This window comes from Chitiniphilus shinanonensis DSM 23277 (assembly GCF_000374805.1).
In the GTDB taxonomy this organism is placed as follows: Bacteria; Pseudomonadota; Gammaproteobacteria; order Burkholderiales; family Chitinibacteraceae; genus Chitiniphilus; species Chitiniphilus shinanonensis.
The window spans coordinates 131,285-156,876 of the sequence record NZ_KB895334.1; the positions used below are offsets into that span (position 1 = coordinate 131,285).

Below are 25,592 nucleotides of genomic sequence, written 5' to 3' on the forward strand. Positions count from 1 at the left end.
GTTCAGTCCGCGTATTGCTTCTTCAGACGTTCGCGGCGCTCCTGCGCCTCCAGCGACAGCGATGCCGTCGGCCGGGCCATCAGGCGCGCCAGGCCGATGGGTTCGCCGGTGTCCTCGCAGTAGCCGTAGGAGCCGTCGTCGATCTTCTTCACGGTGGAGTCGATCTTCATCAGCAGCTTGCGCTCGCGGTCGCGGGTACGCAGTTCCAGCGCGTATTCCTCTTCCAGCGTGGCGCGGTCGGCCGGGTCCGGCGTGGCTTCCTGTTCCTGCAAGTGCTGGCTGGTCTGGTTGGCGTTGGCCAGCAGCTCTTCCTTCATCTTGAGCAGGCGCTCACGGAAGAAAGCCAGGTGATCCGCGTTCATGTAATCCTCTTCCGGGCCGTTCCAGTTGAGGATGTCTTGCTCTGTGAGTTTGGCCATCGTCTTACTCGCTTTTTGTGGCGTTCATGCTCGCAAATCCGCAGTAAACCTTACAAAACGATTCACTGCCAAATGGGCAGGCAGCTTAAGTCAGTTCGCCGCCCGCATGCAATAAGCCCGAATACCGGCCGCCGGACTGCCGTGCAGTGTTACTGCGCCAGCACCCAACGCACGATGACTCGCAGGTCCGCGTCGCCGATCTGTTGCGCCGGCATCGCGATCTGCCCCCAGTTTCCCTTGCTGCCTTGCTTGACGCGGTTCATCAGCAACTCTTCGCTGCCCTTCTTGCCGCGATACTTATTGGCGATCTCTTTGTAGGCAGGGCCGACGATCTTGTGGTCGACGGCGTGGCACGCCAGGCAGTTGTATTTGGCCGCCACCTTGGCGCCGTTTTCGGCGGCGAAGCTACAGGAGGCGAACAGGGCCAGCACCACGATGCCTGCAATACGCATGGGAATGCACCTTCTCTTACAGATGGGGGTATTGCGCATATTAAGCAAGGCGCCCGCGGCGTGGCAAACCTGGGGGTATGAGGGGTGTGGGCGCCGCGTGTCCCGCTGCGGCGGACGGCTGCGCCCCGACCCTGCCGGTCGCTTTCGGGGCCTATGCTACACTCGCCCGATTCTTCAACAGGGTCGGTCAGGGATCAGGTAATGGATCGCGGGCAACGTTTCATGGCAGTCGCGCTGGCGCTTTCCCTGCTGGTGCACGCCGGGCCGATCTTCGGCATCAAGTTTGTCCTGCCCGACCCGCGCTCGCTGTTTTCCAGCCAGCCGCTGGAGGTGGTGCTGGTCAACCAGCGTACCGACACCGCGCCGGCCAAGGCCGAGGTGGATGCGCAGGTCAACCTGGACGGCGGCGGCAACACCGATGCGGAGAACCGGCGGGTGAAGAGCCCGCTGCCGGTGCTGGCCAAGTCGCCGTCGGCCGAACTGGAGCGCACCCAGGCGCACCAGCGGCAACTGGAGCAACGCACCCAGCAACTGCTGACCAAGCTGGAGAAGAGCGGCGCGCTTGGCCAGGTCGAGAAGCAGGATGCGCCACCCAGCGACGCCCAGCAGGGTTTCGATCCCGAGGAGATCCGCCAGCAGGCACGCGAGCTGTCCGGCCTGGCGGCCCAGGTGAGCAAGCGCCTGGAGGCGTACCAGACCCGTCCCCGCAAGACCTTCATCGGCGCCCGCGCCCGCGAATATCGCTTTGCCCGCTATGTCGAGGACTGGCGCATGAAGGTGGAGCGCCTGGGCAACCTGGCCTATCCCACCGACAAGAATGGCCAGAAGTTGTACGGCCGGCTGCGGCTGGACGTCGAGATCGACGCCGAGGGCAACGTGGTCTCGGCCGAGATCGGCAAATCGTCGGGCAACGCCGAGCTGGACGCCGCCGCGCTGCGCATCGTGAAGCAGGCCGCGCCCTACGGCGCGTTCCCGCCGGAAATCCGCAAGGACACCGACATCATCGGCATCAGTCGCCACTGGACCTTCGGCAAGGGCGACAGCGTGCTCGGCGACGATTGATGCGCGTGCTCGGCATCGACCCCGGTTCGCGCATCGCCGGCTTCGGGGTGATCGACGTGGTCGGGCAGCAGCGCAGCTACGTGGCTTCCGGCTGCATCAAGACCCCCGTCGGCGGCACCTTGCCGGAGCGGGTCAAGACCCTGCTCGACGGCATTGCCCAGATCGTCGAGACCTACCGTCCCGATGTCGCGGCGGTGGAGATTGTCTTCGTCAACGTCAATCCGCAATCGACGTTGCTGCTCGGCCAGGCGCGCGGCGCGGTGATCGCCGCGCTGGTGCTTGCCGGCCTGCCCATCGCCGAATACACCGCCTTGCAGGTCAAGCAGGCCGTCGTCGGCAACGGCCACGCCGACAAGGATCAGGTCGGGCATATGGTGCAGCGCCTGCTGCGGCTGAGCGGCATTCCGCAGGCCGACGCGGCCGACGCGCTGGCGGTGGCGCTGGCGCATTCCCAGCACGCCAGCGGCGTGGCCGGACAATTGCAGAAGCAGGGCCGTTCGATCCGGCGTGGCCGGTTGATCTGAGCCGCGCGGAACTCCGCGTGCACGACTGTGTCCGTAAGGCTTTCCTGCCCCCGGAGAGACTGCGATGGATTGTCCTGTCTGCAAGACTGCGCAACTGGTGATGAGCGAGCGCCAGGGCGTGGAGATCGACTACTGTCCGCAATGCCGCGGCGTCTGGCTGGATCGCGGCGAGCTCGACAAGATCATCGAGCGCAGCGCACGCGATCAGGCGCCAGCCCCCGCACCCGCCGCCGCCCCGGCACAACAGCCCTACCCGCCCGCCCAGCCGCATTATGCCGATCACGACGCCTACAAGCGCCAGAAGCACTACCGCAAGAAGAGCTTCCTCGAAGAACTGTTCGACTGAGCGCGGCCAACAAAGCGATGCCGGCGTTGTCGCGTGGTACTGCCGCGTTCGCGCTCCTTACCAGGTTCGCTGCGTCGGCTTTTAGTTGGCCGCTCCGAGTCGATTCGGTCTGCCGCTTGGGTCATACTGGCGACCTTTGCATCGCGCGCTCCGCCTGGTGGGGCGCGCGGTCGTTTTGTCCCGCAGCAGAAGGAATCCCCATGATCGGCCGCCTCTCCGGAACCTTGCTCGAAAAGCAGCCGCCCCACGTGGTGGTCGACGCCCATGGCGTGGGCTACGAGCTGGACGTGCCGATGAGCACGCTCTACGTATTGCCGGCCGTCGGCGCCGAGGTGAAGCTGTTCACCCACATGGTGGTGCGCGAGGATGCGCAACTGCTGTATGGCTTCGCCACCCGCACCGAGCGCGACCTGTTCCGCGAGCTGATCAAGATATCGGGCATCGGCGCCAAGATCGCCCTCGCCATCCTGTCCGGCCTGTCGGGCGACGAACTGGCGCTGGCGATTGCCGGCGAGGACGTGGCGCGGCTGTCCAAGGTGCCGGGCATCGGCAAGAAGACCGCCGAGCGACTGGTGCTGGAGCTGAAGGGCAAGCTGGGTGGGCTGCCGGTGACCGGCGGTGCGCCGCTGGCCGCCGCAGCCACGCCGGCCGGCGCGAACAACGACATCCTGCACGCGCTGCTGGCGCTGGGTTACAACGAACGCGAAGCCGCCGCTGCGATCAAGGATCTGCCGGCCGGCACCGAGGTCTCGGATGGCATCCGCCAGGCGCTCAAGCGCCTGGCCCGCGTCTAGACAGCCAACATCCCGCTATCGCTTCAAGGAGCCTCCGATGGCCAACGTCGCCGTCCTGATCGATGCCGACAATGTCTCGCCGACCTGGATCGAGCAGGTGCTCGACGAGGCGGGCAAGCTGGGCACGCTGGCGCTCAAGCGCGTCTACGGCGATTTCAGCCGCCACGACCGCGCCTGGCGCGAGCTGTGCGCGCGCTTCGCCATCCACCCGGTGCAGCAGTTCCCCAACACCAAGGGCAAGAACGCCTCGGACATCGCCATGGTGATCGACGCGATGGATCTGCTGCATTCGCAGCGCTACGAGAGCTTCTGCCTGGTGTCGAGCGACAGCGATTTCAGCCGCCTCGCCACCCGTTTGCGCGAGGACGGCGTGGTGGTGTGGGGCTTCGGTGAGCGGAAGACCCCCGAAGCCTTCGTCAAGGCGTGCAGCAAGTTCGTCTATGTCGAGATCCTGCAACCGGCCGACCTGGACGACCTCAACCCGCTGCTGAGCGATGTGCCCGAAAGCGTCGAGCCGGCGCAGCTGCTGGCGATCGACAAGCGGCTGAAGCGCCTGCTGAGTGATGCGCTGGTCAAGCTGTCCGACGACGAAGGCTGGGCCAATCTCAGCGGCATCGGCAGCCTGCTGAGCCAGCAGCATCCCGACTTCGACTCGCGCAACTACGGCTACGCCAAGCTCTCCAGCCTGATCAAGGCCACCGGCTGGTTCGAGGTGCAGCCGCCCGGCGCTGCCAACCGTTCCACGCTGGTGCGGCTGTTGCCGAAGAAGGCGGGCAGGGCCAGGAGCGACAAGGTGGCCAAGGGTTGATGGGCGCGCGGGTCCGCCTCGACCGCCATGGCTGGCTCGCCCTCGGCGGCGTGCTGGGGTTCCTGGTGCTGTGGGCCGCGCTGCGCACGCCGGCGATTGCCGGGCTGGATGACTGGGTCGCCGCTAGCCTCTACGACCTGGGACCGCGCTGGGTGCTTGCCGCGAAGTGGATCGCCCACGCCGGCAGTTTCGCCGGTTCGCTGGCGATCGCCGTGGTGCTGGGCGGTGCGCTGTATCGGCTCGGCCGCATCGCCTTCCCCGGACTGCCGCTGTTCGTCCTTCTGGTCTGGGGGACCAACAGCGTGCTCAAGCTGCTGGTGGATCGCCAGCGGCCCGACGTGGCGTTCCTGATGACCGTGCACGGCTCGTCCTTCCCCAGCGGCCATGCCATGGCAGCGGCGGCACTGGGCGGTGCGGGCGCATGGCTGCTGTGCCGCTGCTGGCCGGCGACCCGCGCGCTGTGGATCGCGCTGGGCACGGCCTGGATGCTGGGCGGCGGCCTGGCGCGGGTGGTGCTGGGGGTGCACCATTTCTCCGATATCATGGCCGGGTATGCGGCGGCGGCGGTGCTGGTCGCCGCGTACCTCCATCTCGCGCCCAGGTTGTCCCGATGATCGAAACCGATTCCCTGTCCGCCGCGCCACCCGAGCGCGTGGTCACCGCCAAGACCCTTTCCCAACAGGAAGAACAGCTCGAACGCGCGCTGCGGCCCAAGCTGCTCGACGAGTACGTCGGCCAGAAGAAGGCGCGCAGCCAGCTGGAGATCTTCATCGAGGCGGCCAAGAAACGCGGCGAGGCGCTCGACCACGTGCTGCTGTTCGGCCCGCCGGGGCTGGGCAAGACCACGCTGGCGCACATCATCTCGCGCGAACTGGGGGTGAACCTGCGCCAGACCAGCGGCCCGGTGCTGGAGCGCGCCGGCGACCTGGCGGCGCTGCTGACCAATCTGGAACCGCACGACGTGCTGTTCATCGACGAGATCCATCGCCTGTCGCCGGTGGTGGAGGAAATCCTCTATCCCGCGCTGGAGGACTTCCAGCTGGACATCATGATCGGCGAGGGCCCGGCCGCACGTTCGGTCAAGCTGGACCTGCCCCCGTTCACGCTGGTCGGCGCCACGACGCGGGCCGGCATGTTGACCAACCCGTTGCGCGACCGTTTTGGTATCGTCGCCCGGCTCGAGTTCTATACCCCGGACGAACTGACCCGCATCGTCGAGCGTTCGTCCAGGCTGCTGAACGTCGAGATGGACCAGGAAGGCGCGTTCGAAGTGGCGCGTCGCTCGCGCGGCACCCCGCGTATCGCCAACCGCCTGCTGCGGCGGGTGCGCGACTACGCCGACGTGCGCGCCGACGGCCTGGTTACGCGCGAAGTGGCCGACGCCGCGTTGCGCATGCTCGACGTCGATCACGCCGGGCTCGACGTGATGGACCGCAAGTTGCTGTCGGCGGTGATCGAGAAATTCGGCGGCGGCCCGGTGGGGCTGGACAACGTGGCGGCGGCGATCGGCGAGGCGTCCGATACCATCGAGGACGTGCTGGAGCCATACCTGATCCAGCAGGGGCTGCTGCAACGCACCCCGCGCGGTCGGGTCGCCACCTTGCTGGCCTACCAGCATTTCGGGCTCAACCCGCCTGGCGATCAGGCAGGCTAGGAACAAAAGCCAGCTCGACGGGTCGGGAAGATTTGGTTCACGTAAGCAAGCGTTTTGTCGGACAATCCGGCAACGCCTGAAAACAAGCGAAGGGAGAGCAAGGTGGACGTCGCAGTCGGCGCGCAAGACATGTCGATCCTCACGCTGGTCACCGAGGCCAGCTTCGTCGTGCAACTGGTGATGGGGCTGCTGGTGCTGCTGTCGCTGCTGTCCTGGTGGCACATCTTCAGCAAGTTCTTCACGTTGCGTTCCGCCCTGCGCCGCACCGACGATTTCGAGGACCGCTTCTGGAGCGGTACCGATCTGGCCGGGCTGTACGAGCACACGCGACGCGGCAACGCGGTCGGCCTGGAAAAGATCTTCATCGCCGGGTTCACCGAGTTCCAGAAGCTGCGCCAGCGCGGCGGCATGGAGCTGTCCGACATCATGGACGGCACCCGCCGCGCCATGCGCGCGGCGACCCAGCGCGAACTGGACTACCTGGACAAGCACACCTCGTTCCTCGCCTCGGTCGGCTCGGTGTCGCCCTATATCGGCCTGTTCGGCACGGTATGGGGCATCATGCACGCGTTCCGCGGGCTGGCGAACGTCGGCCAGGCCACGCTGGCCACCGTCGCGCCGGGCATTGCCGAGGCGCTGGTGGCCACCGCCATCGGCCTGTTCGCCGCGATTCCCGCCACAGTGGCCTACAACCGCTTCGCCCACGACGTGGATGGCCTGGCCAACCGCTTCGACGCGTTCTCCGAGGAATTCCTCAACATCCTGCAACGCCAGGCCGCGAAATAAGGGAAGGGCAGGCAGATGGCCGGACACCGCAGACCCCGCCGTGCAATGAACCAGATCAACGTCGTGCCCTACATCGACGTGATGCTGGTGCTGCTGGTCATCTTCATGGTGACCGCGCCGATGATGCAGCAGGGCACCATTGCGCTGCCCACGGTGGGCGCCACCACCGACCGCGAAGTGCGCGCCCAGCCGTTGCGCGTCGAAATCGACGCCAATGGCGCGATGAAGATGATCGACCGCGGCAACGTCAGCCAATCCGCCGCGGATGCGGCCGCGCTGGCCGAGCTGGTCAAGACGCAGCTGGCTGGCGACCCTGAGCGCCCGGTGGTGATCGCCGCCGACAAGGGTGTGAAGTACGAACTGGTGATGAATGCGATGGACGCGCTCAAGCGTGCCCAGATCGCCCGCGTCGGCCTGCTGGTGGAGCAGCGTTCCGGCACATGAGCCCGCGTCAGGCAATCAACGAGCGCGAGGCGCACCGTGGCTTGAGCTTCGTGCTGGCCGTGGCGGTCCATGCGCTGTTCGTGGTCTTTCTGCTGGTCTCGGTGCAATGGCAGACCAAGAAGCCGCAGCCGGTGGAAGTGGAACTCTGGGGCCCGCCGCCCGCCGAGACCGACTACGTACCGCCGCCGCCGGTGGAAAAACCCAAGCCCGTTCCGGTACCGCCGGCCCCGGTCGAGCAGAACCCGGACATCGCCACCGAGAAGGTGAAGCCCAAGCCGACCCCGCGCCCCACCCCGACGCCGCGGCCGACACCCACGCCGACTCCCGTGGCCAAACCGACCCCGACCCCCAAGCCGACGCCGGTCAAGGCGGTGCCCACCCCCGTGAGCAAGCCGACGCCCAAGCCGCGGCCGCGCAGCGAGATGGACGATGCCCTGTCCACCGATGCCTTGCTCAAACCGGGGGCGAAGCCGCAGCCGGGCGCCAAGCCGGGCGGACAGGGCAGCAACCCGGATGCGCCGGCCGGCAGCACCGGGCGCGGCGCCGGCAGCGGCTTGGGTGACGACTACCGGGCGAAGGTGGTGGCGCTGATCAAGTCGCGCGTCATCTATGACGACACCAGCCCAGGCAATCCGAGCGCGGTCTACCGCATCAGTCTGTTGCCCAGCGGCGAGATCCAGAGCATCGAGCTGGTGCGTTCCAGCGGCGACGCCGCCTATAACCAGGCGGTCGAGCGGGCCATCGCCGGGCTGCGGCAGTTCCCGCCATTGCCGTCGGGCAAGCCGTTCAGCGGCGGCGAACGCACGTGGAACATCAATTTCCGTCTGCACGATTGAGCGCAGGCGGGACCGATCGACAAAAGGGGCCGGCGCAAGGCCCGAAGGAGCGACGCAATGCTGGAGCGCATCTTCAAGTACCTGATCGCGGGCCTGCTGGCCGCGAGCGCGGCGGCGCACGCCGACATGAGCATCGAGGTGGTCGGCGTCGGCGCCAACCAATATCCCATCGCCATCGCCCCGTTCCAGAGCGAACAGGCGCAGCAACAGCCGCTGACCCCCGTGATCAGCGATGACCTGGCCCGCAGCGGTCTGTTCAAGGTGATCGGCGCCGGCGATCTGTCGCCGGTACCCTACGCGCCGGAGCAGATCAATGCCGCCGCCCTGACCGGACGCGGTGCTCAGACCGCGCTCATCGGGCGGGTGGAACCCACTGGCGATGGCAACCTGTCGATCAAGTTCTGGCTGATCGACCTGGGCAGCAAACAGGCGCTGATCGCTCACGAGAAGGTGGCACGGCCGACGCAACTGCGACGTGTGGCACACCAGATCGCCGACATGGTCTACCAGAAGATCACCGGCGAACCGGGCGCCTTCAACAGCCGCATCGCCTACGTGCTCAAGCAGGGCAAGCGCTTCCAGCTGCAGGTGGCGGATGCGGACGGCTATGGCGCGCAGACCATCGTCGCGTCCAACGAGCCGATCATGTCGCCCAAGTGGTCGCCCGATGGCGGTCGACTGGCCTACGTGTCGTTCGAGGACAAGAAACCCATCGTCTACGCCCAGGAACTGGCCACCGGCCGCCGCTGGCAGGTTGCCGCGTTCAAGGGCAGCAACTCCGCACCGGCCTGGTCGCCGGATGGCAAGACGCTGGCGGTGACGCTGACCCGCGACGGCGGCAGCCAGATCTTCCTGGTGCCGGCGCAGGGCGGCACGCCGCGCCGTCTGACCAATACCGGCGAAATCAACACCGAGTCGTACTTCACCCCGGACGGCAGCATCGTGTTCACCTCCGACCGCGGCGGCAGTCCGCAGGTCTATCGGATGTCTGCTTCCGGCGGCCAGGCCGAGCGTCTGACGTTCACCGGCGGCTACAATGCGTCGCCCAAGGTGAGCCCCGACGGCAAGACGCTGACCTTCGTCACTCAGACCAACGGGTTCCACGTGGCGGTGATGGACATGGCCAGCCGCCAGGTGCAGGTGCTCACCGACACCAGCGCCGACGATTCGCCGTCGTTCGCGCCCAACGGCCGCATGATCCTTTACGAAACCGAGGTGGGCGGCCGCGGCGTGCTGCACGCGGTGTCGCGCGATGGCCGCGTCAAGCAGCGCCTGCGGGTGCAGGCCGGCGACGTGCGCCAGCCCGCGTGGGGCCCGGTCCTGCGCTAGTTCACCGGATCGGTCGCCCTGGATGCCAGGGCGTGAAAAATGTGCAGCCCCGCGCAGCGGGGTGCCACTAGCATGTATTGCCCGGAGGCGGCCCGGTCGTGCTCCGGGCTACATATGTCTTGTAAAGCGGCATGCAAATCTTGTAAGGTTTGCCGTTTATGCTGTGGGTTGGGTTGATGGCGCACAACGCGGTCACCCCGCCTGATCCGATTTGACCAAGGAGATCAATGTCATGAAGAAGATCGCGCTCAGCCTCGCCCTGACGGCTCTGCTCGCTGCCTGCGCCAGCCAACCGAAGACCGATGGCGCCGCCACCACCCAGACCCCGGCCCCGGTCACCGACGGCGCTTCGACCACGGGTAGCACCACCGGCGGCACCCAGGGCAACGACCTGGCGCAAAAGGGCTACAACCCGCTGACCGACCCGAACAACGTGCTCTCCACCCGCCGCGTGTATTTCGATTTTGATTCCTTCGTGGTGAAGAGCGAATACACCCCGATGCTGGAAGCGCACTCCAAGTACCTGCTGGACAACCAGAGCGCCAAGGTCATCGTCCAGGGTCATACCGATGCCCGCGGCACCGCCGAGTACAACCTGGCGCTGGGCCAGAAGCGTGCCGACGCGGTGAAGAAGAACCTGAACGCCTACGGCGTGCAGGATGCGCAGATCGAAACGGTCAGCTTCGGCAAGGAAAAGCCCCTGGAGCTGGGCGACACCGAGGAAGCCTGGGCACGCAACCGTCGTGCCGAGATCGTGTACCAAGGCGAGCAGCAGTAATCGCCGAGCGCATTCCCCCGCTTGTCGCGCGGGGTGAATGCGCCTAGTCTGGCGGCGACGGGTTGCCCCGTCGCCGTTGCGCATTCCAGCCCACAGCCGCCATGAACCTGCCGAAGATGCCGTCCATGAAACGACTTGCCGTCCTGACCGCGCTGGCGTTGAGCCTGCCCGCGCATTCCGCCATCTTTGCCGACAGCGAGGCACGCGAAGGCGTGCAGCAGTTGCAGGCGCTGACCAAGCAGCAGCAGGAACGCATCACCCAGCTCGAGACCGCGTCGCGCCGCATGGTGGACCTGACCAACCAGATCGAATCGCTGAAGCAGGAGATCGCTTCGCTGCGCGGGCAGATCGAGGTGCTGCAATACAACGCCGATTCGGCTGAGAAGCGGCAAAAGGACCTCTACGTGGATCTGGACGGCCGGGTCCGCACCATCGAGGAAGCCAAGGTGCAGCAGGCCAAGGCGCAGCAGGTGGCGATGGAGCAATCGCTGGACAGCTCGGTGGCCTTGGCCAAGAACGGCAAGCACAAGGAGGCCGCCGCCGGCCTGCGCAAGTTCATCGCCGACCATGCCGGCAGCCCGCTGCTGCCCGAGGCCCAGTACTGGCTGGGTACCAGCCTGGCGTCGCTCAAGGATTTCAAGGGCGCCGAGGCGGCGTACAACGAGGTGGTGTTGAAGGCGCCGGACGATCCGCTGGCGCCCGATGCGTTGTTCGGCCTGGCGGTGGTGGCCAACGCCAAGGGCGACAAGAAGGGCGCGCGCGCCATTCTGCTCAACCTGATCGAGAAGTATCCGACCTCGGAAAAGGCCGAAGCCGCCAAGAAGGCGCTGCTCGCCACCAACTGACCATTTTCCGGTCGCCAGGCTCCGGGCCGGCGACTTACAATGGCGCAGCCGTACACGGCCGTACCGCGGGCGATCTCCCGCATGGACGGCCGTTGTGCTTTGTGACCGATTGATCCGTCGGGCTGTCTACCCGGCAAGGAGAACCCCATGCGCGCCGCTTCCCTGCGCATTACCGAAATATTCCATTCGCTCCAGGGCGAGACCAGCCGCATCGGCCTGCCGACGGTGTTCGTGCGCCTGACCGGCTGTCCGCTGCGCTGCACCTGGTGCGACTCGGCCTACGCCTTCCACGGCGGCGAGACCATGACGCTCGACGCCATCCTGGACAAAGTGGCCGGCTTCGGCGCCCGCCACGTGTGCGTCACCGGCGGCGAGCCGCTGGCGCAAAAGCCCGTTCTCGCATTGATGCGCATGCTGTGCGACGCCGGCTACAGCGTCAGCCTGGAAACCAGCGGCGCCCTGCCCGTGGACGAGGTCGATCCGCGCGTGTCGCGCATCGTCGACCTGAAGGCGCCGGGCTCCGGCGAGGTGGACAAGAACCTGTGGGCCAACCTTGACGTGCTGCGCCCCGGCGACGAGATCAAGTTCGTCCTGGCCGATCGCACCGACTACGACTGGGCCTGTCGCGTGATTCGCGAATACGGGCTCGACCGGCGCGCGCCCATCCTGTTCTCGCCGGTGTGGGAAAGCCTGCCGCCCGCCACGCTGGCCGAATGGGTGCTGGCGGATCATCTGCCGGTGAGGATGCAGGTGCAGCTGCACAAGATCCTGTGGGGCGAAAGGCCGGGGGTTTGAGCTGGCACGCCGGATTCCCGTCGTCCAGCGGCTACACTGGAATGGTTTTGCCCCAACGTACCCGTCCATGCTGAAACATCTGCTCGCCCGCCTGAAGGAACTGCCGGAAAAAACCCGCGCCACGCTGACCCTATGGTTGGGAGCGGCGGCGGTCGGCCTGGTCGCGGTGATGCTGGCCAAGGCCGCCGAATGGGCGTTTGCCGGGTTCGATGCGTTGACGCAGCGCTGGTGGTGGTGGCCGCTGCTGTCCTTGCCGCTTGGCGGGATGGCGATCCGCTGGCTGATGTCGCGCATCGGCCAGGGCGCGGAGGGCAGCGGGATACCGCAGGCGATGGCGGCGCTCCAGGTGGCGGACCAGCCGAGCGTCGCGGAGCGCCTGCTTGGGTTGCGGATCGCGGTCGCCAAGTTCGTCGGCATCGTTGCCGGCCTGGGGTCGGGTTTCGTGCTCGGCCGTGAAGGCCCCACCGTGCAGATCGGTGCCAGCATCATGTACGCCTGCCACCGCTTCGTGCCGCTGGCCGATGCCGTCTTTCGCCGGCAACTGATCCTGGCCGGTGGCGCCGCCGGCATCGCGGCCGCATTCAACACCCCGCTGGCGGGCATCGTGTTCGCCTTCGAGGAGCTGGCGCGCTCGGTCGAGGAGCGTACCAGCGGCAAGCTGATCGGCGCGGTGATCCTGGCCGGCGTGGTGTCGCTGGCGTTCCTCGGCAACTACACCTACTTCGGCCGCATCCGCGTGCCCGATTTCCACTACGCCATCCTGCTGCCGATGGTGCTGGTGTCGGTGGTCGCGGGGCTTATCGGTGGCGCGTTCTCCTGGCTGTGCGTCAACCCGCATCGCTGGCTGCCGCACCGGCTGGCACGCTGGCGCCAGAGCCATCCCTACCATTTCGTCGCCGGCTGTGGCTTATTGATCGCGTTATGCGGGATGATCGCGCCCATCTTCGGCAGCGGCGCCGAGGCGACCAGCGTCGCCGTGGCCAGTGGGCAAGGGCTGCCCTGGTATTACCTGCCGCTCAAGTTCATCGGCCTGCTGGGCACCTTCCTGACCGGGCTGCCCGGCGGCATCTTCGCACCGTCGCTGTCGCTGGGCGCCGGGGTGGGCAGCTGGTTCCTGCCGCTGTTCGACCACAGCATCCACGTCAAGCTGATGGCCATTGGGATGGCGGCGATGCTGGCCGCCGTGACGCGGGCGCCGTTGACCTCGTCCATCATCCTGATGGAAATGACCGATGGGCACGCGATGGTGATCTCCACGCTGGCCGCCTCGATGATCGCCGCGACCGTGGCCCGCCTGTTCCGCACCAACCTGTACCACGATCTGGCCGAGCGCGCGCTGAAAGGGCTGGGACCCTTGCCCTCGGCCGTGGAAAAGAAAGAGGACACCCCATGAGCGCTCAGCGCAAACCCGCCGTCGTGCTACTGTCCGGCGGCCTGGATTCCGCCACTTGCCTGGCGCTTGCCCGCGAGATGGGCCTGGCCCCCTACGCCCTGTCGTTCGACTATGGCCAGCGCCACAACGCTGAACTGCAGGCCGCGGCGCGTGTGGCGCAGGCGCTGGGCGCCGTCGAGCATCGCGTCGCGCGCATCGACCTGGCCGCCTTCGGCGGTTCGGCGTTGACCGACGCTAGTATCGACGTGCCGACTTCCGGGGTCGAGGACGGCGCCATTCCGGTCACCTACGTGCCGGCGCGCAATACCATCCTGTTGTCGTATGCGCTCGCCTGGGCCGAGGTGCTCAAGGCGGACGACATCTTCATCGGGGTGAACGCGGTGGATTACTCGGGCTATCCCGACTGCCGCCCGGAATACATCGCCGCGTTCCAGGCGATGGCACGGCTGGCGACCAAGGTGGGGGTGGAAGGCTCGCCGCTGACCATCCATACCCCGCTGATCGACTGGAGCAAGGCGCAGATCATCCAGGCCGGCACGCGGCTGGGTGTCGATTATGGCCTGACGGTGAGTTGCTACCAGGCCGATGACGACGGCCGCGCCTGCGGGGTCTGCGATGCCTGCCGGTTGCGTCGTGCCGGTTTCGCAGCGGCCGGCGTCCCCGATCCGACGCGCTATCGCTGACAACGAAAAAGCCTGCCATCGCGGCAGGCTTTTTCGTATTGCGGTTGGCGACTCAGATGGCCAGCTCGGCGGGCTTTTGCCCGGTTAGCAGGTACTCGATCAGTTCGCGTACCGGGCGGATCTTGTCGCCGAAGGGCAATGAATCGGCACCGCGGAAGAACAGACCCTTGCTCACCTCGCCGCGCATGGCGGCAGCCAGCTTGAGGTCGATGCAGAACTGGCCCACCTTGGCCAGACCGTCGCGCAGACCGCAGACCGACAGGCAGTTCATCCCCTGGGTGCAGCGCGCCGGATCGGCCTTGGCGTTGCCCTGCAAGCGGCTTTCCCGATTGAGGTAGTTCTTGAGCCACGGGGTGAGCACCGCACGGGCGGGCAGGCCAGCAACGCTCATGAATTCGACGATGTCCTCGCGCTGCGCACCGGCCAGCACCGCCTTGAAGTTCGGATGGGCGTCGCCTTCCTCGGTCACGGCGAAGGCGGTGCCGAGCTGCACGCCCGACGCGCCCATTTCCAGGTAGCGGCGCACTTTCTCGTGGCTGTTGACGCCGCCGGCGACGATCAGCGGGATCTCGTCGCGGGACAGGCCCAGTTCGTCGAACAGCGCCAGCGTTTCCGGCAGCACGCGTTCGAACTCGAATTTCTCGTTGTTGATGTCGTCCAGCCGGGTGGCGCCGAGATGGCCGCCGGCATGCGCGGGATGCTCGATCACGATCGCATCCGGCTTGCGACCTTTCTTCATCCACTTCTTCAACACCACGGCAATGCCGCGCACGTCCGACAGAATGGGAATCAGCGCGGTGTTCGGGTAGTCGGCGGTGACGTCGGGCAGATCGAACGGCAGGCCGGCGCCCATCACGATGGCGTCCGCGCCGGACTGGCAGGCCTGCTGGACCAGTTTCACATGGCTGTCCACCGCCTTCATCACGTTCACCGCGATCATGCCCTGACCGTTGGCCAGGCCGCGGGCCAGCTGGATTTCCCGGTCGAGCGCTTCGCAGTTTAGCGCGTCGAGCACGGCGGTGTCCTTGGTCAGCTTGGAACGTTCCACCAAGTCGGCGTGGTGATGGCGCAGATCGACCGAGGCCACGGTGCCCACGGCGCCTTCCCTGGCCACCGCACCCGCAAGGCGGTGGGCCGAGACGCCGACGCCCATGCCCCCCTGAACGACAGGCAATAAGGCGCGGCCCTTGATCATGAGTGGTTTGAAGGCGTGGGCAAGCATGATGAAAATCCTTTTCGTTTTCGCCGCTGACACTGCGGGCCGTTGCAGTGTGGGGGGCGAACCCTCAATCAGGTTTGACCGCGATCAATTCACGACAATGGCAATAAGACGCAGATGAAAAAACGGCCCACCGGGAGGTGGGCCGCAATAGACAAGTGAAGCTGTTGTTAAAGTTGGGTTCGGCTTAGTACGGCCACTTCCAGTTCTTCACTTCGGGCAGGTCGTCGCCGTACTGGGCGATGTACTGCTCGTGCTCGACCAGCTTGTCCACGAACTTCTGACGGACATGGGCGCCGGTCTTCTGCAGCTTCTCGACGCGGTCGATCACGTCGATCGCCAGGTTGAAGCGGTCCAACTGGTTGACCACCACCATGTCGAACGGCGTCGAGGTCGAACCTTCCTCGATGTAGCCGCGGGCATGGATGTTGTTGTGGCCGTTACGGCGATAGGTCAGGCGGTGGATCAGCCACGGGTAGCCGTGGAAGGCGAACATCACCGGCTTGTCGGCCGTGAACAGCGCGTCGAACTCGCGGTCGGACATGCCGTGCGGGTGCTCTTCTTCCGGTTGCAGCGTCATCAGGTCCACAACGTTGACGAAGCGGATCTTCAGGTCCGGGAAGTGCTGACGCAGCAGGTCGGTCGCGGCCAGGGCTTCCATGGTCGGGATTTCACCGGCGCAAGCCATCACCACGTCGGGTTCGCCGCCTTCGTCGTTCGAGGCCCAATCCCAGATGCCGGCGCCCTTGGTGCAGTGCTTGATGGCCTGATCCATGGTCAGGTATTGCAGTGCGGGCTGCTTGCCGGCCACGACCACGTTCACATAGTGGCGCGAACGCAGCACATGGTCGGTCACGGACAGCAGGGTGTTGGCATCAGGCGGCAGGTAGACGCGGATGACCTCTGCCTTCTTATTCACCACGTGATCGATGAAGCCCGGATCCTGGTGGCTGAAACCGTTGTGGTCCTGACGCCAGACGTGGCTGGTCAGCAGGTAGTTCAGCGACGGCACCGGCTTGCGCCAGTTGATGTGGCGGGTAGTCTTCAGCCACTTGGCGTGCTGGTTGAACATCGAGTCGATGACGTGGATGAACGCTTCGTAGCAGCTGAAGAAGCCGTGACGGCCGGTCAGGTTGTACGCTTCCAGCCAGCCTTGGCAGGTGTGTTCCGACAGGATTTCCATCACGCGACCGTCTTGCGACAGGAAGTCGTTGGTCTTGTCGGCTTCGAAGTAATCGGCGAACCAGGTCTTGCCCGACACTTCAAACACGTTGTTCCAGCGGTTGGACGCGGTCTCGTCCGGGCCGAAGATGCGGAAGTTGCGGCTGTCCTCGTTGTCCTTCATCACGTCGCGCAGGAACTTGCCCATTTCGCGAGTGGCTTCGGCGGAGGCGGTGCCCGGCTTGTCGAACTTGAATTCGTACTTGCGGAAGTCCGGCATGCGCAGGTCCTTGGTGACCTGACCATGCACCACCGGGTTGCTGCCGATACGCTTGATGCCTTGCGGTGCCAGTTCGACCAGTTCGGCCTTCAGCGAGCCGTCTTCGTTGAACAGGGTTTCCGGCTGATAGCTCTTCAGCCAGGTTTGCAGGGCGGCGACGTGTTCCGGGGTCATGTCGGAGAACGGCACCTGGTGGCTGCGCCAGTAGTCTTCGACCTTCTTGCCGTCGATTTCCTTCGGGCCGGTCCAGCCCTTCGGGGTGCGCATGATGATCATCGGCCATTGCGGGCGGGTGATCGGCTTGCCGGCATCCATTTCGGCCTTGGCGGCAGCGCGGATCGCGGTCAGCTCATCCATCACGGTGTCGAGCGTGGTCGCCATTGCCGTGTGGATCTCTTCGAACGATTCCAGCTTGTCGTTGAAGGTCGGTTGCTTCAGTTCGACGAAGTGCGGCTTGTAGCCATAGCCTTCGAACAGCTTGGTCAGCTCGTCCTTGGACAGGCGGGCCAGCAGGGTCGGGTTGGCGATCTTGTAGCCATTCAGGTGCAGGATCGGCAGCACGAAGCCGTCGTTGACCGGGTGCAGGTACTTGTTGGAGTGCCACGAGGCAGCCAGCGGGCCGGTTTCGGCTTCGCCGTCACCCACCACGGCCAGCACGACCTGGTCGGGATTATCGAAGGCCGCGCCGAAGGCGTGCGACACCGCATAGCCCAGTTCACCACCTTCGTGCATCGAGCCCGGGGTTTCCGGCGCGACGTGCGACGGAATGCCGCGCGGGAAGGAGAACTGCTTGAACAGACGCTGCATGCCGGCGGCGGAGCGGTCGATGCTCGGGTAGAACTCCTCGTAGGAGCCTTCCAGCCAGGCGTTGGCGACCAGACCAGGACCACCATGGCCGGGGCCGGTGATGTAGATCATGTTCAGATCGCGGTCCTTGATCAGGCGGTTGGCGTGAACGTAGATGAAGTTCAGGCCCGGCGTGGTGCCCCAGTGGCCCAGCAGGCGCGGCTTGACGTGCTCACGCTTCAGGGCTTCCTTCAGGAGGGGATTGTCGAGCAGGTAAATCTGGCCGACCGATAGATAGTTCGCCGCCTGCCAATACTTGTGCATCTTTACAAGTAAGTCTTTGGTGAGCGTTTGTTGAGCCACGGAACACCTCGTTGCTGTTGTGATGAAGATGGGCGGTGACTTGCCCTGTCGCATCGCAGTATAGGCTGCGGTGATATACGCCTCATGACGCAAGTCAAAGGCATCAAGATGCGTGCGAGACTGAGTAACAAAATCACTAAAGGTGATAACTAGGGGTGATGCAAGGAATACCACCTGACTAGCAGGTGGCGATGGAAGTTCCTACGACATCAAATGGAAAGCCCGGCACAAGGCCGGGCTTTTTTCGACGAGCCGAAGACGACTCAAACGTGAAAGAAGATTACGGTGATCAGCAGGAACAACGGCAGCAAAATGGCGCATGACCAGGCCATGTAGCCGAAGAAGCTGGGCATCTTCACGCCGCGATCCTCGGCGACGGCCTTGACCATGAAATTGGGCGCGTTGCCGATGTAGCTCAGCGCACCCATGAACACCGAGCCCGCCGAGATCGCCAGCAGCGTGCTCGCCATCTCCGTCATCAGATGCTGCGCGTCGCCGTGCGCCAGGTTGAAGAACACCAGGTAGGTCGGCGCGTTGTCCAGGAACGCGGAGAGCGTTCCGGTCATCCAGAAGAACATAGTGTCCAGCGGCGCGCCGTCGGCGTTGAACACCATGCGCACCAGCGGCGCCAAGTGTCCGGCCTCGCCCGCGCGCAGGATGGCGATGGCGGGTGCCATCACCACGAAGATCGCCGAGAACAGCTTGGCCACTTCCAGGATCGGGAACCAGTTGAAATCGTTGCCCGCGCGCACCTGCTTGGGCGTCAGCCACAGCGACAGGCCGGCGATGGCGATCAGCAGCACGTCGCGCACCAGGTTCTGCAGGCTCAGCGTCGCCCCGGCGATCTGGACCGACACGCCCGGCTGCCACACCCCGGACATCACCACCGCGCCCACCACGGCGGCGATCAGCAACAGGTTGCGCTTGCCGTAGAGCTTGAGCGGCATATCCGGCGTGGGGTCGCGCGGCAGCACGCCTTCCTTGTTGAAATAGTGACGGTCGATGAAGAAGAACACCGTCAGCAGCACGGCCACGCTCAGCAACACCGGCAACGCCATGTGCTCCAGCGTCCAGAAGAAACCCACGCCCTTCAGGAAGCCCAGGAACAGCGGCGGGTCGCCGATCGGCGTCAGGCCGCCGCCGATGTTGGCGACCAGGAAGATGAAGAACACCACCACGTGCACGTTGTGTTTGCGGTTGTCGTTGGCCTTGAGCAGCGGACGGATCAACAGCATCGCCGCGCCCGTGGTTCCCATGATCGACGCCAGGACCGAGCCCAGCGCCAGGATGCCGGTGTTGAGGGCTGGCGAGCCGTGCAGGTTGCCCCAGACCAGAATGCCGCCGGACACCGTGTATAGCGCGAACAGCAGCAGCACAAAGGGGATGAACTCCTCGATCAGCGCATGCGCCACCACGCCACCCGCGGTAGCGGGGCCCAGCAGGCCGGCGCAGGGTACCAGGAACGCCAGCGCCCAGAACGCGGCGACCTTGCCGAAGTGGCGATGCCAGAAATGCGGTGCGAACAGCGGGAACAGCGCGATGGACAACAGGATGCCCGCGAACGGCAGCGCCCAGGCCAGCGAGAGCTGGCTGCCGTCCAGCCCGGCGGCCTGGGCGGCCACGGGCAGGCACAGCAGTGCCAAAGTCAGGAAACGATACATTGCGGTCCTCGCAGCTTATTGGGTGCCTTTCTGGATGAACTCGATCTTGTAGCCGTCCGGATCCTCGACGAAGGCAATCACCGTGGTGCCGTGCTTCATCGGACCGGCCTCGCGGGTCACCCGGCAGCCCTTGGCGCGCACCGCGTCACAGGCCGCATAGGCATCCGGCACTTCCAGGGCGATATGGCCGTAGCCGGTGCCAAGGTCGTATTGCTCGGTGTCCCAGTTGTGGGTCAGTTCGATCACCGCGGTATCGGTTTCCTCGCCGTAGCCCACGAATGCCAGGGTGAAGCGGCCTTCGGGGTAATCCTTGCGACGCAGCAGGCGCATGCCGAGCACCTCGGTGTAGAAGGCCAGCGAACGGTCCAGGTTGCCGACGCGCAGCATGGTATGAAGTAGGCGCATGAAGGTCTCCGCTTTGAGTCAAAGGCGAAAGTCTAGCACCGGACCCGGGCGACTCCGACGGGCCCTGGCCAGACCCGCCCGAGAAAATTACGGACCAGGGGTTGACAGTTTCCAGAGCCCATACAATAATTCGCCCCTCTTTCGGGCTGTTAGCTCAGTTGGTAGAGCAGCGGACTCTTAATCCGTAGGTCGAGTGTTCGAGCCACTCACAGCCCACCAAGACAAAAAAACCGGCCTTACCAAGGCCGGTTTTTCATTGATGCCGCGTCGAGGCCAACCTTGACGCATGCCAGGGCCGTCGCTATATTCGCGGTCTTTCCGGGTCGTTAGCTCAGTTGGTAGAGCAGCGGACTTTTAATCCGTTGGTCGCAGGTTCGAGTCCCGCACGACCCACCAATGAAATCGAAGGGTTGCAGACATTCTTGTCTGCAACCCTTTGTCGTTTCTGCGAGTCGTGTAACCACGGTGTACTCGCTCTAGCCGAGCACGAGGTTTAGCTCCACTTCGTGAAAATGGGAGAGGAAGCCCCCCTCGCTATATTGCGTCAGCGCCGGACCGGTCGCTTCTGTCATGCTTCGGTTCGTAGCAGTGCCGACACCAAGTGCCGGCTAGCGCTCGCTGCGCCAGCACCTTTAACGCACGGCCGCAGCGACAAGTGAAGCGATGTCGTAGGGCGTTCTCAGGGCTGGGCCCGTGATACTGGCCGCCACGTTGCGCGGCTAGCGCATGCAGTTGCGCGTGCAGCGCGGCTTGGGCGCATGCCGGGCACTGGATCGGCCGGTGGAGCAGTAGCGAGGCGGAGGCGCTGAAACGATGCCCGCCCGGACACCGCACGGCGTAAGCGGCACGCCAGCCCCGCCACACCTGCTCTTCCTCTTCCAAGATGTACCGGGCTTGTGCGACCTGCCGTCGTAGCTGGGTAAACAGAACAATGTGCTGCGGATTGAGACGTCGTTGCATGGGCGAACAGTGTGTCGATCATGGCGCCGACGACCTACCGCGTTGGTCCGGGTGTTCTGGCCGTTCATCGCTCGCGTGCCAGTGGCGACACCCACGGGTTAGGCGTTCAGCATGATGCTTGATAGTATGCCCCTTCTCTGACGGTTGGTGTTGGCAAAGGCATGGACATCCATCAGCTTTTAGCGGCGTTTGCTGCTGCTTTTACCCAAGAACAGCGACTGCTGACCTTGCACTTGGGCGATGGCAGTGCCTACAGCGAGCAACTGCTGGCTCAGTCGGTCACCGGCGAGGAGGCGCTGTCCCAGCCCTATCGCTACGTGGTGGAATGCCTGTCGCCCGACGTTGGGCTGGAACTCAAGTCGCTGCTCGGTTTGCCCGCCGAGCTGGGTATCCTGACAACCGTAGGTGATACGGTGGTGCGCTGTGGTGTCGTCACTAGGGCGCAGGCATTGCCGTCCGATGGCGGCTTTGCCCGCTACGGTCTGACCATCGAACCGCCGCTGGCATTGCTGCGCTACCACCACACCAGCCGCGTCTGGCAGGACTGCACGGTGCCGGAGATCGTCCAGGCCCTCATTGAGGAACAGCAGGCGGCCAACCCGGTATTCGCGGCGGCCTTTGGCCTACGTCTGGAGCTGTCGCGCGATTACCCGGCCCGCTCCTACTGTCTGCAATACCGCGAAGCGAGTCTGGCCTTCGTATCCAGAATCCTGGCGGAAGAAGGTCTGGCCTATCGCTTCGAGCACACCTCGGGCGAGACGCCCACCGTGACGCTGGTGGTGTTCGACGATCCGTATTCCCTGCCGCAGGCGGCCCAAGGTTCGGTGCGCTTTCACCGCGCCGATGCCACCGAGGCCGAAGACAGCCTCACCGACTGGACCAGCTGTCGCCAGCTAGGGACGGCCAAGGTGTCGCTGGCCAGTTTCGATTACAAGCCGGTGCTGACCCAACACGCCGCCGAAGACAGCGCCATCGACCAGGGCGCTGGGGGTGCGCAGGCCCAATCCAGCCTGGAGCATTACGATCCGCAGTCGCTCTACTATGCGGCTGACCCCGAACAATTGGCCCAGTATGCGCAGCTTCGCCAGCAGGCGCTGGATGGGGAGAAGAAGGGCTTTCAAGGGAGCGGGACGGTCCGGCAGCTGCGGGTGGGGGAATGGTTCCGCCTGACCGATCACCCGGTCCATGATGCCGAGGCGCCGGAACAGCGCGAGTTCGTCGCCAGCCAACTGCGCTTCACTGCCCACAACAACCTGCCGGGCGACCTGCTCAAATTCCTGGCGCAAGGCACGGAAGTGCCGCAGCCGTTCACCGTCCAGTTCGAAGCCCAGCGTCGGGGCATCCCGTTGCCGCCGCGTTACGACGATACCCAGCACGCCAAGCCCACCGCCCTCGGCGTGCAGACCGCTACGGTCGTCGGTCCCGAAGGTGAAGAAATACACACAGATGAACACGGCCGGATCAAGGTGCAGTTCCACTGGCAACGACCGCAGGAACATCCCGAGTTCGGCGCCAACCTGGATGATCGTTCCTCGTGCTGGATCCGGGTTGCCTATCCCAGCGCCGGCGCTGCCTGGGGCCACCAGTTCATCCCGCGCATCGGCCAGGAAGTGCTGGTCGACTTCATCGAGGGCGACATCGACCGGCCGCTGGTCAAGGGCGTGCTGTACAACGGCAGCCACCCGACCCCGACCTTCTCCGGCGCCGGATCACTGCCTGCGAATAAAACCCTGTCCGGTATCCAGAGCAAGGAATATCAAGGCAGCCAGTACGGCGAACTGCTGTTCGACGATACCCAGGGCGAAGTGCGCACCAAGCTCTCGTCCGAACACGGCAAGACCCAGCTGAACCAGGGTTACCTGACCCATCCGCGCAGCGACGGCAAGGCCGAGCCGCGCGGCGAAGGCTTCGAACTCAGAACCGACCGCCAGGGCGCGCTGCGCGCCGCGCAGGGGCTGCTGCTCAGCACCGAAGCCAAGGCCGGCGCCAGCAGCCAGCAACTGGACCGGGAACAAGCTCAGAGCCAACTGGAATCCGCGCAGCAACTGGCGCAAACGCTGGGCGACACCGCGCAGCAGCAACTGGCCGACCCAGCCGAGATCGGCCCGGAAACGCTCGATCTCGAAGGGCAGAAGCAAGCCAAGTCGCAGCAAGGTCACCTTGATCACCTGAACGAAGCGCTGAAGGCCTGGGAAGCTGGCTCCAACACCGATCCCGAGGGCAAGACCGCAACCGGGCAGGCAGGACGCCAAGCCGTGCTGATCGCCAGCGCTCCGGCCGGCATCGGTCTGACCACCTCGAATGAACTGGTGCTCAGTACTGGCCACAACTTCGACAGCATCAGCCAGCGCGATACCCAGCAAACCACGGCCCGTAGATGGATTCACAACGTCGGCAGCAAGATCAGCTTGTTCGTCCAAGGCGTCGCCGACAAGGTGAACTTGAAGCTGATTGCCGCCAAGGGGCATGTGAATGTGCAGGCGCAGTCAGGCGATGTGGAGGTGGTTGGTGACAAAAACGTGCGCCTCCATGCCAACAAGCAAAAGCTGACCGCCGCGGCCAAGAATGAACTTCTCGTTACTTGCGGCGGGGCCTATATCCGACTGCAGGGCGGCAAGATCGATATCCATGCGCCGGGCAAGCTCAGTATCAAGGGTAGCAACTACACCTTCGCAGGCCCGGCAAAGCTCGCTCACGAGTTCAAGCCGTTACCAGTCCTATCTGAAAACCCGCGATCTACTGAGAAAAGTATTACGGATATGTATTGGTCTTATGGCGATTCATTCGAAAGAATTGCGACCGAATCAAGGCATCGCGTAGACATGAATCTTCATGTCCATACGAAGAATTACGCACCCGGCGAGCAGGTTGAAGTTTTGATTAGAAACACGGGCGGTGACGTGTTGTGGCAAGGGAAGGACGAGGTAGCTCTTTCAGGCCCTGTGGATGCTGACGGCGTGGCAATCTTTAAACAGGTATTTAAAGACGGCAAGCTCAACATCTACAATCTATAGCACAATCTACTGCAAACCTTTCCTGAGAGAGATCGAAATGGGATGTGAAATCGTTGCCATAGCCCAAGACAAAACAACGCGCTGCATCGTCAATAGACCTCGATGGAGTGATGTGCTGAGCGCATATCAAAACATGGCAGAGAACAAGAGCACGGGAGAGTTGTTTGCCGACTTATTTGGCCCCAATTACGATCAGGCTATTTTCTTTAATTCGTGTGCTACTCGTGTTTCTATTGCGCTCTTGAATTCTGGTGTCAAATCAGTTGGGAGTGCCTTTAATATTCAGCAAGGACCACTAAAGGGGAAAGGCATTACTACCTCTGCAGTGGGGATGAAGAATTTTCTGAAGACGATTTGGGGTAGTCCTGAGGTTCCAGACTTCAAGACAGATGCAACTACAACTCTCGCCGATTTGCAAGCATCAATTGGGAGTAGAACTGGTGTGTTTTCTTTCGTGTCTAGCGACCCCCGTGCGTTTGGTGCTACCGGGCACATCACCATCTGGAACGGCACCGATGTGGTGAGAGGCGCTAAATATGATAACCAAGCCTATGCCAATGGAAATCCTGGCACCGCCTGCCTTTGGGAGTTAAAGTAAACTGCGAAGCCAAAGATAATACGGTTTAAGATAAATGTAGAGGCCTGGGGCTGTTGTGAAGAACTAGACTGATGGCTAATCCATACCACACGGCAACTGCATTTTCGCCCTTCATCCAATCTAGGGGTTTTGAAATTATGGAGTATATGAAAAGATGAGGTCTTTGCTTCCACTAATGCTCTTGCTTCCACTTCTGGCTCATGGAGGTGATTTATGTACTGAATACGAACCGGAGCAGAAGAACCGTTGGCGGGAGTCTATGTTTACTCAAGAGCAAGCGCTTCAAGCGGTAAAGAATCTTGAGTCCTATATTAAAGCGCCTCACGACGGAGAGCCGTGGCGAAATTTTGTCATTATCGAAGGTTTTTTGCTTCGCAGAGAGGCATTAGAAACAAAAGAAATCGGGCAGTATTGTGACTTCATCACGCGGCAAGTCCCTCGGGATTAGCCTCGGCTTTATTTAGCCCCAATTTATTTTCCCGTACACTAATCTGTGGGGGGTATTTTCATTGATGTATCGCATATTTATCTAGTGTTGGAGTTGAACAAAATCTCAGGAAAGCACCTCCTGAATTCCACATTGCGACAAGCGCATTTCCTCGGGCAAATCCGCCAGGAGGCCGGCGCTACGATGGCCGCTACATCCGAAAACCTCAATTACGCCCCTTCGGTACTGAGAGGCAAGTTCAGCTATTACTCGGCACATCCAGCGGAAGCAGATCAAGACGGTTATGAAAGAGATGCAAGAGGGAATATTACCCGCCGCGCTGATCAGGAAGCGATTGTCAATAAAGCATATGGAGGTCGCAACGGGAATAATCAACCGGGCGATGGCTGGCTTTATCGAGGCCGAGGGCTGAAGCAAGTCACCGGCAGAGGGAACTACCGCAGCTTTACCAATGACTATAGAGGCTCTTGGGCAACAGGCTGGGAGGATTTCGAGGCGAATCCGGCCGAGTTACTGAATTTTCCGTATTCACTGCGTTCCGCAGTATGGTTCTGGACTGCGAATGAATGCATGAACCCCGCTGATGAAGGGATCACGGACAACCACGTGGATCGGGTCACGGCCAAGGTGAATGCAGGTGAATTGGGGCGGCGGCAGCCCGATAACACATATCGTCCTGCAGCGGATAGTCCGGCGCTGAACCGGCGAAGATACGCGAAAGAAGCCTACGATCATTTGATTTAGGGAAT

The 25,592-nt window shown here is 63.7% G+C and carries 25 protein-coding genes and 2 tRNA genes; 21 read left to right on the forward strand and 6 right to left on the reverse strand.

What is annotated here, in order from left to right; genetic code table 11:
- Positions 1-2: 2 nt before the first annotated feature.
- Together dksA and C556_RS0100665 are read right to left on the reverse strand one after the other, a co-directional pair.
- Complete coding sequence (gene dksA / locus C556_RS0100660) at positions 3-419, reverse strand: RNA polymerase-binding protein DksA (protein ID WP_018746291.1); 417 nt, start codon at positions 417-419, stop codon at positions 3-5.
- A 149-nt stretch (positions 420-568) separates the two neighbouring features.
- Positions 569-871, reverse strand: a complete 303-nt coding sequence (locus C556_RS0100665; protein WP_018746292.1) for a c-type cytochrome — start codon at positions 869-871, stop codon at positions 569-571.
- Positions 872-1,093: 222 nt separating this feature from the next.
- On the opposite strand from C556_RS0100665, the gene C556_RS0100670 reads away from it, so the two are divergent.
- The 16 genes from C556_RS0100670 to queC all read left to right on the forward strand — a co-directional run bounded on the left by C556_RS0100670 (position 1,094) and on the right by queC (position 13,948).
- Positions 1,094-1,933 carry an energy transducer TonB family protein gene (locus C556_RS0100670; protein ID WP_157235670.1) on the forward strand — a complete coding sequence of 280 codons (840 nt, stop codon included), beginning with the start codon at positions 1,094-1,096 and terminating at the stop codon, positions 1,931-1,933.
- Complete coding sequence (gene ruvC, locus C556_RS0100675; protein ID WP_018746294.1) at positions 1,933-2,457, forward strand: crossover junction endodeoxyribonuclease RuvC; 525 nt, start codon at positions 1,933-1,935, stop codon at positions 2,455-2,457. Before C556_RS0100670 ends, ruvC begins: the two co-directional genes overlap by 1 nt.
- Positions 2,458-2,521: 64 nt before the next feature.
- Positions 2,522-2,803 carry a TFIIB-type zinc ribbon-containing protein gene (locus C556_RS0100680; RefSeq protein WP_026262695.1) on the forward strand — a complete coding sequence of 94 codons (282 nt, stop codon included), beginning with the start codon at positions 2,522-2,524 and terminating at the stop codon, positions 2,801-2,803.
- 200 nt (positions 2,804-3,003) lie between these two features.
- Complete coding sequence (gene ruvA, locus C556_RS0100685; protein ID WP_018746296.1) at positions 3,004-3,597, forward strand: Holliday junction branch migration protein RuvA; 594 nt, start codon at positions 3,004-3,006, stop codon at positions 3,595-3,597.
- Positions 3,598-3,634: 37 nt separating this feature from the next.
- Positions 3,635-4,405, forward strand: a complete 771-nt coding sequence (locus C556_RS0100690; protein ID WP_018746297.1) for an NYN domain-containing protein — start codon at positions 3,635-3,637, stop codon at positions 4,403-4,405.
- Positions 4,405-5,019 carry a phosphatase PAP2 family protein gene (locus C556_RS21260; protein ID WP_018746298.1) on the forward strand — a complete coding sequence of 205 codons (615 nt, stop codon included), beginning with the start codon at positions 4,405-4,407 and terminating at the stop codon, positions 5,017-5,019. The genes C556_RS0100690 and C556_RS21260 overlap by 1 nt, the downstream gene beginning before the upstream one ends.
- Positions 5,016-6,059 carry a Holliday junction branch migration DNA helicase RuvB gene (ruvB, locus tag C556_RS0100700; protein WP_018746299.1) on the forward strand — a complete coding sequence of 348 codons (1,044 nt, stop codon included), beginning with the start codon at positions 5,016-5,018 and terminating at the stop codon, positions 6,057-6,059. The genes C556_RS21260 and ruvB overlap by 4 nt, the downstream gene beginning before the upstream one ends.
- Before the next feature lie 102 nt (positions 6,060-6,161).
- Complete coding sequence (tolQ, locus tag C556_RS0100705; protein ID WP_353325133.1) at positions 6,162-6,845, forward strand: protein TolQ; 684 nt, start codon at positions 6,162-6,164, stop codon at positions 6,843-6,845.
- Between the two features lie 45 nt (positions 6,846-6,890).
- Complete coding sequence (gene tolR / locus C556_RS0100710; RefSeq protein ID WP_018746301.1) at positions 6,891-7,289, forward strand: protein TolR; 399 nt, start codon at positions 6,891-6,893, stop codon at positions 7,287-7,289.
- On the forward strand, positions 7,286-8,125 hold the full coding sequence (locus tag C556_RS0100715; RefSeq protein ID WP_018746302.1) for an energy transducer TonB: 840 nt from the start codon (positions 7,286-7,288) through the stop codon (positions 8,123-8,125). The genes tolR and C556_RS0100715 overlap by 4 nt, the downstream gene beginning before the upstream one ends.
- A gap of 57 nt (positions 8,126-8,182) precedes the next feature.
- Positions 8,183-9,454 carry a Tol-Pal system beta propeller repeat protein TolB gene (tolB, locus tag C556_RS0100720; protein WP_018746303.1) on the forward strand — a complete coding sequence of 424 codons (1,272 nt, stop codon included), beginning with the start codon at positions 8,183-8,185 and terminating at the stop codon, positions 9,452-9,454.
- Positions 9,455-9,686: 232 nt separating this feature from the next.
- Entirely contained in the window at positions 9,687-10,232 is a 546-nt protein-coding gene (gene pal / locus C556_RS0100725) for a peptidoglycan-associated lipoprotein Pal (protein WP_018746304.1), read from the forward strand.
- A gap of 125 nt (positions 10,233-10,357) precedes the next feature.
- Positions 10,358-11,077 (forward strand): tol-pal system protein YbgF, encoded by a 720-nt coding sequence (gene ybgF / locus C556_RS0100730; protein WP_040430064.1) that lies wholly within the window; start codon positions 10,358-10,360, stop codon positions 11,075-11,077.
- A gap of 147 nt (positions 11,078-11,224) precedes the next feature.
- Positions 11,225-11,872: a 7-carboxy-7-deazaguanine synthase QueE gene (gene queE / locus C556_RS0100735; protein ID WP_018746306.1), complete on the forward strand. Its 648-nt coding sequence runs from the start codon at positions 11,225-11,227 to the stop codon at positions 11,870-11,872.
- Positions 11,873-11,939: 67 nt separating this feature from the next.
- Positions 11,940-13,265: a chloride channel protein gene (locus C556_RS18730; RefSeq protein ID WP_018746307.1), complete on the forward strand. Its 1,326-nt coding sequence runs from the start codon at positions 11,940-11,942 to the stop codon at positions 13,263-13,265.
- Complete coding sequence (gene queC, locus C556_RS0100745) at positions 13,262-13,948, forward strand: 7-cyano-7-deazaguanine synthase QueC (protein ID WP_018746308.1); 687 nt, start codon at positions 13,262-13,264, stop codon at positions 13,946-13,948. Before C556_RS18730 ends, queC begins: the two co-directional genes overlap by 4 nt.
- A 52-nt stretch (positions 13,949-14,000) precedes the next feature.
- On the opposite strand, the gene C556_RS0100750 is transcribed toward queC, so the two are convergent.
- The 4 genes from C556_RS0100750 to gloA all read right to left on the reverse strand — a co-directional run bounded on the left by C556_RS0100750 (position 14,001) and on the right by gloA (position 19,823).
- Positions 14,001-15,170, reverse strand: a complete 1,170-nt coding sequence (locus tag C556_RS0100750; RefSeq protein WP_026262697.1) for an NAD(P)H-dependent flavin oxidoreductase — start codon at positions 15,168-15,170, stop codon at positions 14,001-14,003.
- 184 nt (positions 15,171-15,354) lie between these two features.
- Complete coding sequence (locus C556_RS0100755; protein ID WP_083930189.1) at positions 15,355-17,811, reverse strand: phosphoketolase family protein; 2,457 nt, start codon at positions 17,809-17,811, stop codon at positions 15,355-15,357.
- 209 nt (positions 17,812-18,020) lie between these two features.
- On the reverse strand, positions 18,021-19,418 hold the full coding sequence (locus tag C556_RS0100760; protein WP_018746311.1) for a sodium:proton antiporter: 1,398 nt from the start codon (positions 19,416-19,418) through the stop codon (positions 18,021-18,023).
- A gap of 15 nt (positions 19,419-19,433) precedes the next feature.
- Positions 19,434-19,823, reverse strand: coding sequence for a lactoylglutathione lyase (gene gloA / locus C556_RS0100765; protein WP_026262699.1), 390 nt, complete (start codon positions 19,821-19,823; stop codon positions 19,434-19,436).
- A 143-nt stretch (positions 19,824-19,966) separates the two neighbouring features.
- Between gloA and C556_RS0100770 the strand changes: the two genes are divergently transcribed.
- From C556_RS0100770 to C556_RS22675, 5 genes are all read left to right on the forward strand, one after another.
- Positions 19,967-20,042 (forward strand) — tRNA-Lys (locus C556_RS0100770).
- Between the two features lie 101 nt (positions 20,043-20,143).
- Positions 20,144-20,219: transfer RNA gene (locus C556_RS0100775), tRNA-Lys, on the forward strand.
- A gap of 725 nt (positions 20,220-20,944) precedes the next feature.
- On the forward strand, positions 20,945-23,797 hold the full coding sequence (locus tag C556_RS18735) for a type VI secretion system Vgr family protein (protein WP_245559201.1): 2,853 nt from the start codon (positions 20,945-20,947) through the stop codon (positions 23,795-23,797).
- 133 nt (positions 23,798-23,930) lie between these two features.
- Positions 23,931-24,395 (forward strand): T6SS effector amidase Tae4 family protein, encoded by a 465-nt coding sequence (locus C556_RS21980; protein ID WP_157235672.1) that lies wholly within the window; start codon positions 23,931-23,933, stop codon positions 24,393-24,395.
- Between the two features lie 631 nt (positions 24,396-25,026).
- Complete coding sequence (locus tag C556_RS22675) at positions 25,027-25,587, forward strand: hypothetical protein (protein ID WP_157235674.1); 561 nt, start codon at positions 25,027-25,029, stop codon at positions 25,585-25,587.
- Positions 25,588-25,592 lie beyond the last annotated feature (5 nt).